This window comes from Azospirillum sp. UFLA03-27, assembly GCF_059803775.1.
Window position 1 is genome coordinate 1 of the sequence record NZ_JAUQTX010000181.1, and the last position, 14,468, is coordinate 14,468.

The following is a 14,468-nucleotide window of genomic DNA, read 5'->3' on the forward strand; positions in this document are numbered from 1 at the left end:
GCGTATAATCGTCGGCAGCGTCAGATGTGTATAAGAGACAGCCCATACTCCAGCGCCGTCCCGGCGTCGATCTGGCGCCCGGACAGCAGGATCTCCAGCGCCCGCCCGTAACCCCGCTCCGGGTCCTTGCGCAGCAGCAGGCGCGGCAGGCGCTGCGTGCCGCCATAGCCCGGCGGCAGGAACAGGTTGATCTCCGGCTGGCCCAATCGGGCGCGGGGATCGGCTACCCGGACGTGGCAGGCCATCGCCAGTTCGCAGCCGCCCCCGAGCGCCACGCCGCGGATCGCCGCGAACACCGGCTTGTCCAGCGCCGCGAGGGCGCGGAAAACGGCGTGGGCTTTGGCGGGCAGGGCGCGGGCCTCGTCCTCGTCCCGCACCTCGTCGAGAAGCTGGCGGATGTCGGCGCCGGCCACGAAGTTGCGGCCGGTGCCGGTGATCACCACGGCGCGCACGTCGGCCCGGCGGGCGAGATGGGCGACCAGAGTGTCCAGCTCGTCGAGCAGGCGGTCGGACAAGGCGTTGACCGGCGGGTTGTCGATGGTGACGGTCGCCATGCGCACGCCGTCGGCCAGCCGGTCGTACTGGACGGACAGGAAGCGCTGCCGCTCGATGAGGGTCTGTTCCTCGGCCCGCTGCTGGCCGCGCTTCCAAGTGGCGATGCGCGCCTCCAGGTCGGTCAGGCATTCCGGGTTGCGCAGGGTGGAGGTGTCGCCCAACGGCTCCCCGTTCATCATCGCCGTCAGGAAGCGGCGCATGTACTTGCCGGACCGCGTCTCGGGAAAGGCCGGAACGGCGAGGATGTCGGAGGGGACGGCGACGGCGCCCTTCTCCTGCCGCACCAGATCCTTGAGCCGGCGCTCGTCGTCGGCGGTGATGTCGCGGCCCTTGGCGGGCAGGACGAAGGCGACGGGGGTCAGCCCCTTCTCGCGGTGGGGGGCGCCGACCACGATGACGTTGCCGACCGGGCTGTCGGGGTTGATCTGCTTGTCGCGCAGGATCGCGCCTTCGATCTCCTCCGTGCCCATGCGGTGGCCGGACACGTTGATGACGTCGTCGGACCGCCCGTGCAGGCTGAAGCTGCCATCCTCGTATTTGCGCGCGAAGTCGCCTTGCAGGTAGGCCCAGACCGGCCGGCCCTCGGCGTTGCGGAAGCGCCCGAAATAGGTCGCCACGAAGCGGTCGAAATCGCCCTTCCAGCCCGGCTTGCCGACATTCTCCGCGTCGCCCCAGATGGTGCGGGTCAGGTAGGGATAGGGGGCGGTGACGACGATCTCGCCCTTCTCCTCCACCTCGGCGGGGCAGAAGGCGACGCGGCCCGTGGCGTCCGGCTCGCTCTCGGGAACCCAGACGTCGCCCAGCACCCAGGGCAGGGGATAGGTGTGGGCGTCGGCGCGCAGCGGCTGGTCGGGGTTGCCGTAGGGGTGGGTCCAGACGATGCCGCCATGCTCCGTCGCCCAATAGCTGTTGATGTATTGCGGCGTCATCACCGCCATGCCGAAGGCCTGGACGGCGGGGCTGGTCGGCTCCGCGCAGAAGGTGGCGACGCGCAAACTGGAGCGGTCGTAGCGCTCCACGTCGGCGCGGTTCTCCGGGTGGGTCATGACCGTCTTCAAGAAGGTCACGCCCGCCTTGAAGATGGTGACCTTGTGCCGCTCGATGATCGAGGCGAAGCGCCCGGCGTTGGGGAAGACGGGCGCTCCCTCCGTCACGATGCCAGGGATGCGGGCGGCGAGGCTGGCCGTGATCAGGTAGCTCTGCCCGGTGATCCAGCCGGGATCGGCGACGACGTATATCGCGTCGCGGCCCGGCAGGGCGTCGAAGCTGACCTTCATGGTGTGGGCGAGGCCGGCGACGTAGCCGCCATGGACATGCACCACGCCCTTCGGCTTCCCTGTGGAGCCGGAGGTGTAGATGATGAACAGCGGATATTCGGCATCCACCGGAACGCAGGGAGCGGCCTTCGCCACGGCGGCGTAGAGCGCCCGGTCGTCAAGCGCCCGCAGGGTTTCCATGTCCGGCAGGCCGGCGGCGGCGCACAGCGCCGCCTCGGCCGTCGCCAGCAGCTCATGCGCCCAGACGTCGCGCCCCTCGGTCCAGGGAATGTCGGGAAGCCCGGCGTGGCGGACGACGATCACCGCCTCGACGCGCGGCGGGGCGGCGGTCAGCGCCTCGGCGACGCTGGCGCGCAGGTCGGCCACGGTGGCAGCGTCGAGCGTCCCGGCGCGGTCCAGAGCCCGGCCAAGCTCGCGCATCACGTCGGCGGGGGCGACGGTGATCTCGCCCGCCAGCCCGCGGCGCACCGGCTCCATCAGGGCGTCGTCTCCCAGCTTGGCGCGCAAAACCTCCTCGGTGATGCGCAGCGCCGTGGGCAGGGCGACGAAGCGGTCGAGCGCCGGGTCGCTGTAGGCTTCCTTGAAGGGGGCCATCTCGGCGTTGCGGCTGGCGCCGTCGGCGGTGATGACGACGCGGGCACCGGCGTTCTCGATACGGTCGGACAGCGTCTTGTCGGAGAAGCCGCCGAAGACGGCGGTGTAGATGACGCCGAGGCGCTTCGCCCCCTCGGTCCAGACGATCTGGTCGAGGATGTTGGGCATGTTCAGCGCGATACGGTCGCCCTGGCGGAGGCCGAGCCCGCGCAGCGCCAGAGCGGCCAGCGCGGAGCGGATCAGCAACTCGCGCCGGGTCAGCGTGACGTGATGGACCGGGCCGCCGCGCCCGCCGTTGGCGGCGGCGTCCCAGCGATCGCCCTCGTACCAGTAGGCGGTCTCCGCCCCATGGCCGGACAGGACGTGGCGGTCCACCTCGTTGAAGGCGGCGTTGGTCAGCCCGCCCGCGAACCAGCGGTAGAAGGGCGCTTCGGACCCGTCGAACGCCTGGGTCCAGGGCGTCCAGTCCGCCCGCTCCGCCGCCTCACCCGTCGCGGCATTCCAGCCTCGCCAGACGCCGTCGGCATCGCGCATCAGCCAGTGCGCGCCGTCGAACCAGTGGATTGTCTCCGCGGCGATGGCGCCGTGGAAGGCGCCGGGGTCGCCCTCGCAGGCGGCGCGCTGGCTCTGCCAGTCCGCGGCGGAGCGGATGGGGTTGACGGCGACGTCCTGCGGCAGCGGCGGCTGTCCGGTGGACTCCGCGACGGCGTGATCCATGCTTTCCTCCCGATCGGGCATTTCTTCTTTGGCGGCCACGTCTTGTGCGCGGCGGGCATCACTATAGCGCGGCGCCCTGCATGGGCCGCAATGGCGCCGTGCGCGGCGGGGGTATGCCGTATACGCGGCTTTCGGTCATACTTGGAGCAATCAATGACGATGGGAGGAAACGGCATGTCCAAAAACGACGCGCCCGCGAATGATTCGGTGACCTTCGCGGTCAGCCACCCCGATCCGGCGGACTTCAAGCGCGACGGGCTGCGACCCTTCTTCGAATACCGCGACCTCGGCATCCGCGCCGCCACGGCGGGCAAGGCGAACGCCCACGTCATCCGCGCCCGCCCCGGCGAGCCGTCGCACGGCGGCTGGCACCGGCACGCGCTGGATTTCCAGATGGTCTACGTGCTGAAGGGCTGGGTGAAATTCGCCTATGAAGGCGTGGGAGAGGTGCTGTTGCAGGCCGGCTCCTGCGTGCACCAGCCGCCGGGCATCCGCCATGTCGAGATCGCGCATTCCGATGATCTGGAGATGCTGGAGATCACGCTTCCCGCCGACTTCCCGACCGAGGGGGCCGAAGCGCCCGCCGGGGACTGACGCCGCACCCGCCAAAAAAGTGCCGGCCAAAAAAAAAGTGCCGGTCGCACCCGTCGCGGAAACGACGGTGCGGCCGGCCAGATGCTTTGGAGGAATCGCCGCCATGGCCACAGGGAACGACGCGGCCACGGGACGCTTCGTTGCAAAGGAAAGCAATGCCCATGCCAGCGCTTGAGCGGGTTTCCGGCGCCGGTTTTCCGTGCTTTCGGGAAGGGCCTCCGGAGCGAACCTGTCTGGAAGACTGGACAGGTGACCGGATCGCTGGACAGGCGGGTGGGCGCCGCTGTTCTGGCATGTTGGGCGCGTCGAGGGTATTAGGGCGGTGTGTGGCGGCGTGATGAGGATGCGGACGGGATGCCCGAGGTCGAGATCTCCCGCGAGGACAAGGGGCAGGCGACGGTGTTTGAGGCGTCGCCGTCCAGTGTGCCGCCCCAGCGTTACGCCCATCTCCTCTACGCTGCCCTGCTGCTGGCCGGTTTCGTCGTCGTGGCCGAACTGACGCTGGAGCCGACGGCCTCGATGCTGCGCTGGCTGGGGGTCCTGTGCGCGGTGCCGCTTCTGCTGATGTGGATGATCACGCTGCTGCGGGCGGCCCGGCGCAGCGCCGTGCGGCTGGTCGTGGCGCCGGAAGGGTTGACTGCCCACGGACAGCTTGTCCCCCACGACACGATCCGCGGGGTGGCGCTCTACCCACCGCAGGGCAAACGCCCGCTGTTCGTGGCGCGCATCCAGACGATGACTGTACAGCAGCACCAAAAGGAACTGGCGCTGGCCGGCGGGGACGTGGATGCGGAGGAGGACGGGAAACCGGGGAAGGGCCGTCGGCGGCGCGCCGGCTACCGGCTGCTTCTGCTGCGCCGGAACCATCTGCCGGCGCTGGTCCTGGTGCGCGGCCTCACCCTGTCGGGCGGTGAGACGCTGATGGCCGGGCTGGCCGCGGAACTGCGCCGCCACAGCCGGCCGGGCTGACACTCATCTGGCTTTTTATTCGGCGCGCAGTGGCGCGCGGACAAGCGCCCCTCCCGCCGCGGGGGCGGGAGAGGACCGCGCTGGAAAGACGTGACTCAGCGACGGGCCGTCGGGGCTGCCGGCAGGTCTTCTTCCAGGATGACGACGTGCAGGGCGTAGGAGACCTCACCCTCGTCCACGTCACGGTGCAGGGTGCCGACGAATTCGTCGCCCAGCATGACTTCTGCGGACTGGCCGGCCTTCTCGGGCGGCTGGATGATGATCTTGTCGTTGCCGAGCGTCTTGCGCAGATAGCTCTGCACACGGGCGATTTCGGTTTCGGTCATCTTGGCGACCGTCGGCTTGGCGGGCGGCATGGCATGATCCCTGTGTTGTCGAAGGGGTCATATAGAAACCTTTCGGGCAAAGGGAAAGCACAACATCGCCCTGGATCGCCCTGGATCGCCCCGGATCGCGCATTCGCCGCGCCGCCCGCTGCAGGCCCCGTCTTTCTTGCGGGGGACCATGCCCCCGCCTGTGGGAAGCCCTTAGCCGGTTTTGTCCTCTTGTTCCTGGGGGCGCGGCCAAATACTGGACGGATTGGAATGTGGGGGCGTCCGCGCCCCGCCGTCCGGTGACCATGGCATGGGGTGACCATGGCTGCACGCCTTCGCCGTTTCGTCTCGTGCCGCATGTTCCTGGCGCTGACCGCCGGCCTTCTGCTGGCCGTGGCGGCATGGGAGGCGCCCGGTCTGGCGGCCACCGTGCCGGAGCAGCGCATCGCCCTGGTCATCGGCGTCGGCGCCTACCGTCACGCCACCGAACTGCCCAACCCGCGCAACGACGCCCGCGCCATGTCGGCGGCCCTGCGCAAGCTTGGCTTCGCGGTGGAGGAGCGCTACGACCTCGACAACCGCGGCATGGCGGAGGCGTTGCGCGGCTTCGGCATCCAGGCGGCGCAGGCCGACGTGGCGCTGCTCTATTTCGCCGGCCACGGCATGCAGGTCGGCGGCACCAACTTCCTGATCCCCGCCGACGCCCGGCTGGAGCGCGAGCGCGATCTGGTCTATGAGGCGCTGCCGCTGAACCTGCCGATGGGCGAGCTGGCCCAGGCGCGCAAGCTGGGCATCCTGATCCTGGACGCCTGCCGCAACAACCCCTTCGCCGACCGGCTGGTGCGGTCCGGCACCAAGCGGACGGAGGTTCATTCCGGATTCGCCCGCGTCGACGACACGCCGACCGACACGCTGGTCGCCATGGCCACCCGCGCCGACGCGGTGGCCGAGGACGGGCAGGGCGACCACAGCCCCTACACCGCGTCGCTCCTGAAGAACTTCGACGTGCCGGGGCTGGAGCTGAGCCTGTTCTTCCGCCGCGTGCGCGACGACGTCATGCAGGTCACCCAGGGCCGCCAGGAACCGTTCCTCTACGGATCGCTGGGGGCCGCCCCCTTCTACTTCAACCCGCTGCCGGAGAACCGGCCCCCGCAGCTCGCCGCCTTCAAGACGCTGGAGGTGTTCGACCGCGGCGGGACGGAGGGGATGGGCATCGCGCGGCCCAGCGATCCCGACAACGACCAGCTTTTCGCCCAGGTGACCGGCCTGCCGCGCGGCGGCGGGGTGCGCATCGGCGACCGGGTGGTGCTGATCGGCGACTATCTGACGCTCGACCAGCTCACCGCCGCGACCTTCCGGGCCGACGCCACCCACCTCGGCGACGCCGGCAGCTTCGAGTTTGCGGTGATGGACGGGCGCGGCGGGGTGGCGCGGGGCGCCGTGCCGATCCTCATCAAGCCGAGCAACCGCCCGCCGGTCGCCGTCGCCGAGCGCAGCGTGCGCGCCGTGGTCAACAGCCTGCGGCTGGAGGTGCCAACCGACCCCGATGGCGATCCGCTGACCTTCACCGTCAGCACCGTGCCGGAGCGGGGCAAGGTCCATGACGGCACCACCCCGCTGAAGCCCGGCGACAAGCTGGCGCCGGAGCGGCTTACCGCCCTGACCTTCGACCCGGAACGGGCGCCGGCGGGCCGCGCCGGGGTGTTCAGTGTGCTGGTCGAGGACGGGCGCGGCGGGCGTACGACGATGAGCGCGCTTTTGGAGGTTGAGGAGGCCGGCGCTGCCCCGCCGCAGGCCGATCTTGAGGAGTCGCTGTGGCGCCGCGTGCGCGACAGCCGCGACGCCGATGCGCTGGACGCCTTCCTGCGGCTGTTCGGCACCGGCCCCTTCGCCGCCCCGGCGCGGGACCGGCTGAACCGGTTGCGCGCCGAATCGGCCAAGGTCGCGGCGCTCTCCTCGGTGGGTGGGGCGGGGAGCAGCGGGCGGTCTGGCAATGGTGCGGGCAATGGAGCATCCAGCGGCAAGGCGTCTCCGCCGCCGGAGCTTCAGCTCGACACCGCCGGGGAGGGGATGTACGTGGCCGTCGCCGACGCGGAGTTGCGCGCCGGGCCGGACGCGCGGTCGGAGCGGGTCGGCACCCTCGCCAAGGAGGGTGCGGTTCGGGTGCTGGGCCGGGTGGCCGACGCCGACTGGTACCGGGTCGCCCTGGATGACGGCACCCAGGGCGGCGTGCAGGGCTTCGTCCGTGGTCCCGCGCTGCGTCCCGCCGGGCCGGAGGACCGCCAGCGGCTGGCGCTTGCCGCACCGGTCCAGCCGGGGGGCTCGCAGGGGCGGGCGCAGGGCAACGGCAGCAGCTTCCAGGATTGCCCGGCCTGCCCGCCGATGATGCGCATTCCCGCCGGCAGCTTCGTCATGGGCAGCGAGCGCGGCGACGCCAGCCAGCGCCCGCCCCGCCGCGTCACCTTCGCCCGGCCCTTCGCCATCGGGGTCTACGAAGTCACGGTCGCCAACTGGCGGGCCTGCGTGGAGGGCGGCGGTTGCGCTGCCATGCCGCGGATGCGCAACCCCTCCGACGACACACCGGTCCACAACATCCATGTGGAGGACGCGCTGGCCTACACCGAGTGGCTCAGCCGTAAGACCGGGCAGCGCTACCGCCTGCCGAGCGAGGCTGAATGGGAATACGCGGCGCGCGGCGGCAGTGCGGCGCGCTTCGCCTGGGGCGATAGCCTGACGCCGGGGGCGCGGCTCGCCAACTGCCGCGACTGCGGCGGGGGCGACGACCGCTCCCTGCCGGCGCCGGTCGGCAGCTTCCAGCCCAACGCCTTCGGCCTTTACGACACCAGCGGCGGCGTGGCGGAGTGGGTCGCCGACTGCTGGAACCCCGGCTACAAGGGCGCCCCGACGGACGGCAGCGCCTGGACGGAGGGCGATTGCCGCAAACGGGTGCTGCGCGGCGGCTCCTGGCGGGACGGACAGGACGCCATCGCCGTCACCGCCCGCATCGGCTACGACGCCGACGTGCGCTATTTCGCCGACGGGTTGCGGGTCGCCCGCGATCTGAACTGACTCCGCTCGCGTTCGTTGGTGGGACGCACCGTCTGCGGAAGGGACCGCGGCGCCCCCGAAATTGCAGAAAAGGGCGCCGGACCGGTGCGCTAGACTTGACCGTTCAAAGGCTTGGCGATCCGTGAACCGGACGGCCCGCTCACGGGAGGCCGGCGGGCCTTCGACCAAAATCATTACAGCCGCCGCTGCCTAAGACTCCCTAAAGGGGTGGTCAAAGAGAAAATCAGGTGGAGGGTATCGACGTGTTGCGCTGGCCCCGGAGCGCCGTTTGGACTGTTGCGCTGGTTCTGGTGACGGCGAACGTTGCCTTTGCCCCCCTGGCGTTCGCCGACGACAAGCGCGTCGCGCTGGTGATCGGCAACGCGCAGTACCAGGAGGGCGGCCCGGCCGCCGGGGTGGGCGCCAACACGGCGGTCGTCGCCGACGCGCTGCGCCGCGCCGGCTTCACCGTCACCGCCGCCGAGAACCTCGACCACCGCGGCATGGTCGCGGCGCTGAGCCGGTTCCAGGACGCGCTGGGGCAGGCCGACCTGGGCTTCCTCTATTATTCCGGCGTGGCGCTGAGCCTGTCGGCCAAGGGCTTCCTGGTCCCGGTGGATGCCAAGCCCGGTTCCGAATACGACGTGATCTTCGACACCATCGAGCTGGACTATGCGCTGAAGGAGATCCAGCGCAGCGGGCGCAAGGCCGTCGCCGTGTTCGACCCGGTGCCCGCCCACCCGCTGGCCGACAAGCTGGCGTCGGCGATGGGCGAGGAGGGGCGCTCCGTGAAACCGGCGCTTGCAGCCCCGGCGGCGCTCGACAACCTGTTCGTCGTCTATTCGCACCGGCCCGGCACGCCGCCCGCCACGCCGTCCGGCAAGGGGGCCGACGCCTTCTCGACCGCCTTGGCGCAGGAGATGGTCAAGCCGGGCGTGCCGCTGCGCGACGCGTTGGCCGAGGTCGCCCGCACCGTCGTCGGACGCACCCGCGGAACGCAGCACCCCTGGCTGCAGGACCGGCTGGGCACGGATCTCGTGCTGGTGCCCGGCCCGCGCGCGCCGTCCGCCCCCGTCGTCGCCCGAACGGAGGAGGCGCCGCCCGCCGTGGTGGCGACGACCCCCGAAGCGAAGCCGGCCGAATCCAAGCCAATCGAACCCAAGCCAATCGAACCCAAGCCGCTGCCACAGAAGGCGGAGGAAAAGCCCGCCGCCCCGGCGGTCGCCGAGGTGGAGGTGGACCCGCTGAACGAGAAGCGGGTGGTGACGCGCGACACCAACCTGCGCGCCGGTCCCGACACCAAGGCGGCGGTCGTCGGCACGCTGCGTCACGACAGCGAGGTCACGGTCACCGGGCGGACCCGCCGCAACGGCGGCTGGCTGCGCGTCGAGCAGGACGGGAAGACCGGTTTCGCCTTCGCCAGCAACCTCGCCAAGCCGGAGGAGGTGCCGGTCGCCTCCGCCCAGCCGCCGCAACAACCTCAGCCGGCGGTCCTGACTCCCGGCGTCTACACGGTGGCGCGCGACGCCAACCTGTTCGCCCGCCCGGTGCTGGGCGCGCGCAGCCTGCGCGATCTGGAGCAGGGGCAGCGGGTGACGCTGCTCCAGGCGGCGCCCGATTCCGGCTGGGTGCTGGTGCGGGATTCGTCGGGGCAGGAGGGCTACGTCACCACCGGGACGCTGGCCGGCCGGTCGGGCGAGGCGGTGTCCATGGGCGGTGGGGCGGGTGGAGCGGCGCCCAGCGCCTACCCGCCGCCGACAGTGGTCCGCAACGACGTCGATCCGGTGGCCGGCGCGCTGTCCGGAACGACCGGCCCGACGCGGCTGGCCGCCCTTCCGGACAGCAGCGGGGAGAGCGCCGCGGGGCGCTCCGCCTCCGGGGCGGACCCGGTCCTCGCCGGGCTGGCCGAACCCTACCGCGACGCCGTGCAGGCGGGCCGCAACGCCGCCGCCCGTGCCGCCCGTTCGGCCACCGCCGGGCGCGGGGCGGAGGCGAAGGCGCGCGAGGCCCAGGCCGCCGCCCGCCGCGCCGCCGGTCAGGCCCGCGGAGGGGAGTCGGGCTTCGGGGTGCACCGCTTCCCCAACGGCGATGTCTACGAGGGGGCGTGGAACCGCGGGCTGGGCAACTTTTCCCTCCAGGGGACGATCAGCCGGAACGGCGTCGGCGTCTACCGCTTCGCCAACGGTCAGGTCTATGAGGGGGAGTGGAAGAACGACCAGATGTCCGGCTACGGCGTCCTGGGCTTCCCATCCGGCGACCGCTTCGAGGGGACGTTCGTGAACGCCGTGCCGAACGGGCCGGGCGTCTACCGCTTCGCCAACGGCGATTCCTACGCGGGCGAGGTGCGCCAGGGCCGCGTCGACGGTCACGGCGAACTGGCCTTCACCAACGGAGAGCGGTTCAACGGCGTGGTGATGGACCGGCTTCCGGCGGGGCCGGGCGAACTGTCGATGCGCGGCGGCACCCGTCATGTCGGTCAGTTCCGCGGCGGCATCCAGGACGGTCCGGGCGCGGCCATCGACTCCGCCGGCTCGATGCAGCCCGGCATCTGGCGCGGCGCGACGCTCTTGAGTCGGTAACGCCGCTTCGTCTTTCCGTTTCGGCTGATATGCTCCACATTGGAACGCATTGCGGCTCGCCCTCCAGCCGCGCCATGCGAGGACCCGGCCTGGATGGACACGCTGACCGACCCGAAGAAGACCGCTTCCGCAGCCAAGCCGGCCAAAGCTGCGAAGGTCACCCGTGACCCGGAGGGCACCCGCGCGCGCATCCTCGCCGCCGCGACGGAGGAGTTCGCGCGCCACGGGCTGGGTGGCGCCCGCGTGGAGCGGATCGCCGAGGTCGCCGGCACCAACAAGCGCATGCTCTACTACCATGTCGGCAACAAGGAGAGCCTGTATCTGGCGGTGCTGGAGGGCGCCTACGCGCACATCCGCGCCACCGAACGCACGCTGAGCCTGGAGACGCTGGACCCGCCCGCCGCCATCGCCCGGCTGATCCATTTCACATGGCAATATTTCCTCGACCATCCCGAGTTCATGGCGCTGCTGAACATCGAGAACCTGCACCGGGCGGAGTTGCTGAAGACCTCCGACAAGGTGCACGCCATGCATTCGCCCTTCGTGCAGATGATCGCCGACGTGCTGAAGCGCGGCGTCGCCTCCGGGATCTTCCGGGCGGGGGTGGACCCGGTGCAGCTCTACATTTCCATCGCCGGGCAGTCCTACTTCTACCTGTCCAACGTCCACACCCTATCGGTCATCTTCGGTCGCGACCTGCTGGCCGAGGAGGCCAAGGCGGAGCGGCTGGACCATATGGTGGAGCTGATCCTGTCGTCGCTGCGGGCGTGAATCTGCTTGTGGTTTCATCATGAATAATCCGCATACCTGACCATCCGTCCTACCTCTTTGGCAGGGTTGACCGCTTTGCCGCGCCGGGCTTACTTTTAACCAGCCGGTTAAAAGAGCGCCTCATGTCGGCGCCGCAACGACCGGGGGAGGAGGAGCGATGGCTGTCGATGCGGCGGCTCACGGGAATGCATCCCGTGGCGGTCCCGCTTCGGGAACGGCGGCGCGACGGGGCGGGGCGGGTGCCACGCTGCTGCGTCTGCTCAATTCCGGCTGGTTCCGGCCGGTGCTGTTCCTGGTGGTCCTGACCGTCCTGTGGGACCTGTCGGTGCGGATCTTCGCGATCCCGCCCTATCTGATACCGAAACCGGGCGACGTGGCCTTGGCGCTCGCCGCGGACTGGGACCAGCTTCTGGCGGCGTCGGTGCCGACCACGCTGGCGACCTTGGGCGGCTTCGCCCTGTCGGTGCTGTTCGGCATTCCCATCGCCATGCTGATCGCCGGGTCGAAGACGGTGGAATCCTACGTCTACCCGCTGCTGGTCTTCTCGCAGTCGATCCCGAAGGTCGCCATCGCGCCGCTGTTCGTGGTGTGGTTCGGCTTCGGGCTGCTGCCCAAGGTGATTTCCGCCTTCCTGCTGGCTTTCTTCCCCATCGTCGTGTCGGCGGTGCAGGGCTTCAAGTCGGTGGACGGCGACATGATGGACCTCGCTAAGTCCATGAAGGCGACGCGCCTTCAGACCTTCCGCATGGTCAGCCTGCCGCACGCCCTGCCAGCCATCTTCGCCGGCCTGAAGGTGTCGATCACGCTGGCCGTGGTGGGCGCCGTGGTGGGCGAGTTCGTTGGGGCGAATTCCGGCATCGGCTTCGTCCTGCAGCGCTCCATCGGCAATTTCGAACTTCCCCTGATGTTCGCGGCCCTGGTGGTGCTGGCGCTGATCGGGGTGGTGCTTTTCTGGGTCATCGACGTGATCGAGCGGCTCGCCATCCCCTGGCACGCGAGCCAACGCCACAACTACATCCCGACGTCGTAACGCCAACAACAAAACCAACAGCGACGCCGGACACACTTCGGGAGGAGACGAGATGAAACGGACGCTCTTCGCGGCGCTCTGCGCCCTCACGGCCACAACGCTTCCGGCCCAGGCCGCGGACAAGGTCGTGCTGATGCTGAACTGGTACGTGTATGGCGAGCACGCCCCCTTCTACTACGGCAAGGACAAGGGCCTGTACGAGGCCGAGGGCATCGACCTGGAGATCCAGGAAGGCCGCGGGTCGGCGGTGACGACCCAGGCGGTGGCCGCGAAGACCGTTGATTTCGGCTACGTCGACGTGCCGACCATGATGAAGGCGGCGGTGAAGGGCGCCCCGGTCACCTCGCCCGGCGTGCTGCTCCAGACCAGCCCGATGTCGGCCATGGGCTTCACCGACAAGAACATCCGCAAGCCCGAGGACATCAAGGGCAAGACCGTCGCCATGACGCCGGGCGACAGCATGTCCCAGATCTGGCCGCTGTTCCTGAAGAAGACCGGCCTGAAGGACAGCGACTTCCGCGTCGTGTCGGGCGACGCCCAGACCAAGCTGAACGCCGTCATCAACGGGCAGGCGGACCTGCTTCTGGGCTACGTCATGGACCAGAGCATGAAGATCAAGGACGCCACCGGCAAGTCGGTGACGCCGATCCGCTTCGCCGACTACGGCGTCAACATGGTCTCCTCCGGCATCATCGCCCACACCGAGACGCTGAAGGACAAGCCCGACCTCGTGAAGCGCTTCATGGCCGCGACGACCAAGGCGGTCGAAGGGGCGGAGAAGAACCCGAAGGAGGCCGTGGCCGCCATCCTCAAGGCCAACCCCAAGGGCGGTCAGGAAGCCACCCTGCTGGAGGGCTTCGAGCTGACCACGCCGCTCTACCGCACGGCGGAGACCAAGGGGCAGCGGCCCTTCCGCGTCACCGACGCCAACATGGCCGAGACCGTGGACCTGCTGGTCGAATACGGCGGTCTGGACGCCGCGGCGAAGAAGAACCCGAAGGCCTTCTACACCCGCGACTTCCTCCCCGATCCCGCCGCGGCGGGCCAGTGAGGCCGGACGGACAGGAGAGCAGGGACATGGCTCAGCCCCAGTTGAAAGTCGTCGGATCGGCCGAAACGGCCCGCCTGTCGCAGAAGACCCTGATCCAGATCGACGGCGTGACCAAGACCTACCGCACCCGCGACGGGGAGGTGCCGTCCCTGCGCCCGATCACCTTCGACGTGCGGGACGGCGAGTTCCTGGTGGTGGTCGGCCCGTCCGGCTGCGGCAAGTCCACGCTGCTGAAGCTGGTCGCCGGCCTGCTGCCGGTCAGCGAGGGCGCCATCACCATCGAAGGCACCACGGTGACCGAGCCGCACGACGATGTGGGCATCGTGTTCCAGAGCCCGGTGCTGCTCGCTTGGCGGACGGTGCTGCGCAACATCATGATGCCGGTGGAGGTGCGCGGCCTGCCGCGCGATAAGTATTTGGAGCGCGCCCGCGCCCTGATCCGCATGACCGGGCTGGAGGGGTTCGAGAACAAGTACCCCTGGCAGCTCTCCGGCGGCATGCAGCAGCGCGCCTCGCTCTGCCGGGCGCTGGTCCACGACCCGAAGATCCTGCTGATGGACGAGCCGTTCGGCGCGCTCGACGCCATGACGCGGGAGAAGATGAACGTCGAACTGCAACGCATCCAGCACGAGACGGGCAAGACGGTGCTGCTGATCACCCACTCGATCCCCGAGGCGGTGTTCCTGGCCGACCGGGTGATGGTGATGTCGGAGCGTCCCGGCGCCATCGCCGCGACCTACGAGGTGCCGCTGCCCCGCCCGCGCTCGCTGGATGTCATGGGCCACCCGGTCTTTATCGAGCTGACCCAGCGCATCCGGGCGCATTTCAACGCCCAAGGGCATCTGGACTGAGGGGGAGTGAGGAGATGGACGAGTCTTGCCCCCTCCCTGATCCTCCCCCGCTTCGCAGGGGAGGGGAACTGTCTCTTATACACATCTGACGCTGCCGACGATTATACGCGAGTGTAGA

General features: G+C 69.8%; 10 protein-coding genes. 8 read left to right on the top strand and 2 right to left on the bottom strand.

Translation table 11 applies throughout. The features are described 5' to 3' along the window. Positions 1–20 precede the first annotated feature (20 nt). Positions 21–3,143, bottom strand: a complete 3,123-nt coding sequence (locus Q4I23_RS22880; RefSeq protein WP_498527740.1) for an AMP-binding protein — start codon at positions 3,141–3,143, stop codon at positions 21–23. A 174-nt stretch (positions 3,144–3,317) separates the two neighbouring features. Between Q4I23_RS22880 and Q4I23_RS22885 the strand changes: the two genes are divergently transcribed. After that, positions 3,318–3,737 carry a cupin domain-containing protein gene (locus tag Q4I23_RS22885; RefSeq protein WP_014241111.1) on the top strand — a complete coding sequence of 140 codons (420 nt, stop codon included), beginning with the start codon at positions 3,318–3,320 and terminating at the stop codon, positions 3,735–3,737. A gap of 354 nt (positions 3,738–4,091) precedes the next feature. After that, positions 4,092–4,706: a hypothetical protein gene (locus tag Q4I23_RS22890; RefSeq protein WP_498527741.1), complete on the top strand. Its 615-nt coding sequence runs from the start codon at positions 4,092–4,094 to the stop codon at positions 4,704–4,706. 95 nt (positions 4,707–4,801) lie between these two features. Here Q4I23_RS22890 and Q4I23_RS22895 read toward each other — a convergent pair whose 3' ends face one another. After that, positions 4,802–5,062, bottom strand: coding sequence for a DUF3126 family protein (locus Q4I23_RS22895; RefSeq protein ID WP_014241108.1), 261 nt, complete (start codon positions 5,060–5,062; stop codon positions 4,802–4,804). Positions 5,063–5,341: 279 nt separating this feature from the next. On the opposite strand from Q4I23_RS22895, the gene Q4I23_RS22900 reads away from it, so the two are divergent. The 6 genes from Q4I23_RS22900 (at position 5,342) to Q4I23_RS22925 (ending at position 14,350) form a co-directional block, all read left to right on the top strand. Then, complete coding sequence (locus tag Q4I23_RS22900) at positions 5,342–8,089, top strand: SUMF1/EgtB/PvdO family nonheme iron enzyme (RefSeq protein ID WP_498527742.1); 2,748 nt, start codon at positions 5,342–5,344, stop codon at positions 8,087–8,089. 290 nt (positions 8,090–8,379) lie between these two features. Then, positions 8,380–10,647, top strand: a complete 2,268-nt coding sequence (locus Q4I23_RS22905) for an SH3 domain-containing protein (protein WP_498527743.1) — start codon at positions 8,380–8,382, stop codon at positions 10,645–10,647. A gap of 93 nt (positions 10,648–10,740) precedes the next feature. Further along, the gene (locus Q4I23_RS22910) at positions 10,741–11,418 is read left to right on the top strand and encodes a TetR family transcriptional regulator (protein WP_498527744.1); all 678 of its coding nucleotides are present in this window, start codon (positions 10,741–10,743) and stop codon (positions 11,416–11,418) included. A 157-nt stretch (positions 11,419–11,575) separates the two neighbouring features. Then, complete coding sequence (locus tag Q4I23_RS22915) at positions 11,576–12,448, top strand: ABC transporter permease (RefSeq protein WP_014241102.1); 873 nt, start codon at positions 11,576–11,578, stop codon at positions 12,446–12,448. 52 nt (positions 12,449–12,500) lie between these two features. Beyond that, on the top strand, positions 12,501–13,499 hold the full coding sequence (locus tag Q4I23_RS22920; RefSeq protein ID WP_035675146.1) for an ABC transporter substrate-binding protein: 999 nt from the start codon (positions 12,501–12,503) through the stop codon (positions 13,497–13,499). A gap of 26 nt (positions 13,500–13,525) precedes the next feature. Next, complete coding sequence (locus Q4I23_RS22925) at positions 13,526–14,350, top strand: ABC transporter ATP-binding protein (protein ID WP_014241100.1); 825 nt, start codon at positions 13,526–13,528, stop codon at positions 14,348–14,350. Positions 14,351–14,468: the final 118 nt, after the last annotated feature.

Bases quoted from the DNA above. Each gene is read 5' to 3' on its own strand.
- Q4I23_RS22885 (WP_014241111.1), top strand. From the start codon at position 3,318: ATGTCCAAAAACGACGCGCCCGCGAATGATTCGGTGACCTTCGCGGTC.
- Q4I23_RS22925 (WP_014241100.1), top strand. From the start codon at position 13,526: ATGGCTCAGCCCCAGTTGAAAGTCGTCGGATCGGCCGAAACGGCCCGC.
- Q4I23_RS22915 (WP_014241102.1), top strand. From the start codon at position 11,576: ATGGCTGTCGATGCGGCGGCTCACGGGAATGCATCCCGTGGCGGTCCC.
- Q4I23_RS22910 (WP_498527744.1), top strand. From the start codon at position 10,741: ATGGACACGCTGACCGACCCGAAGAAGACCGCTTCCGCAGCCAAGCCG.
- Q4I23_RS22895 (WP_014241108.1), bottom strand. From the start codon at position 5,062: ATGCCGCCCGCCAAGCCGACGGTCGCCAAGATGACCGAAACCGAAATC.
- Q4I23_RS22890 (WP_498527741.1), top strand. From the start codon at position 4,092: ATGCCCGAGGTCGAGATCTCCCGCGAGGACAAGGGGCAGGCGACGGTG.
- Q4I23_RS22880 (WP_498527740.1), bottom strand. From the start codon at position 3,143: ATGGATCACGCCGTCGCGGAGTCCACCGGACAGCCGCCGCTGCCGCAG.
- Q4I23_RS22900 (WP_498527742.1), top strand. From the start codon at position 5,342: ATGGCTGCACGCCTTCGCCGTTTCGTCTCGTGCCGCATGTTCCTGGCG.
- Q4I23_RS22920 (WP_035675146.1), top strand. From the start codon at position 12,501: ATGAAACGGACGCTCTTCGCGGCGCTCTGCGCCCTCACGGCCACAACG.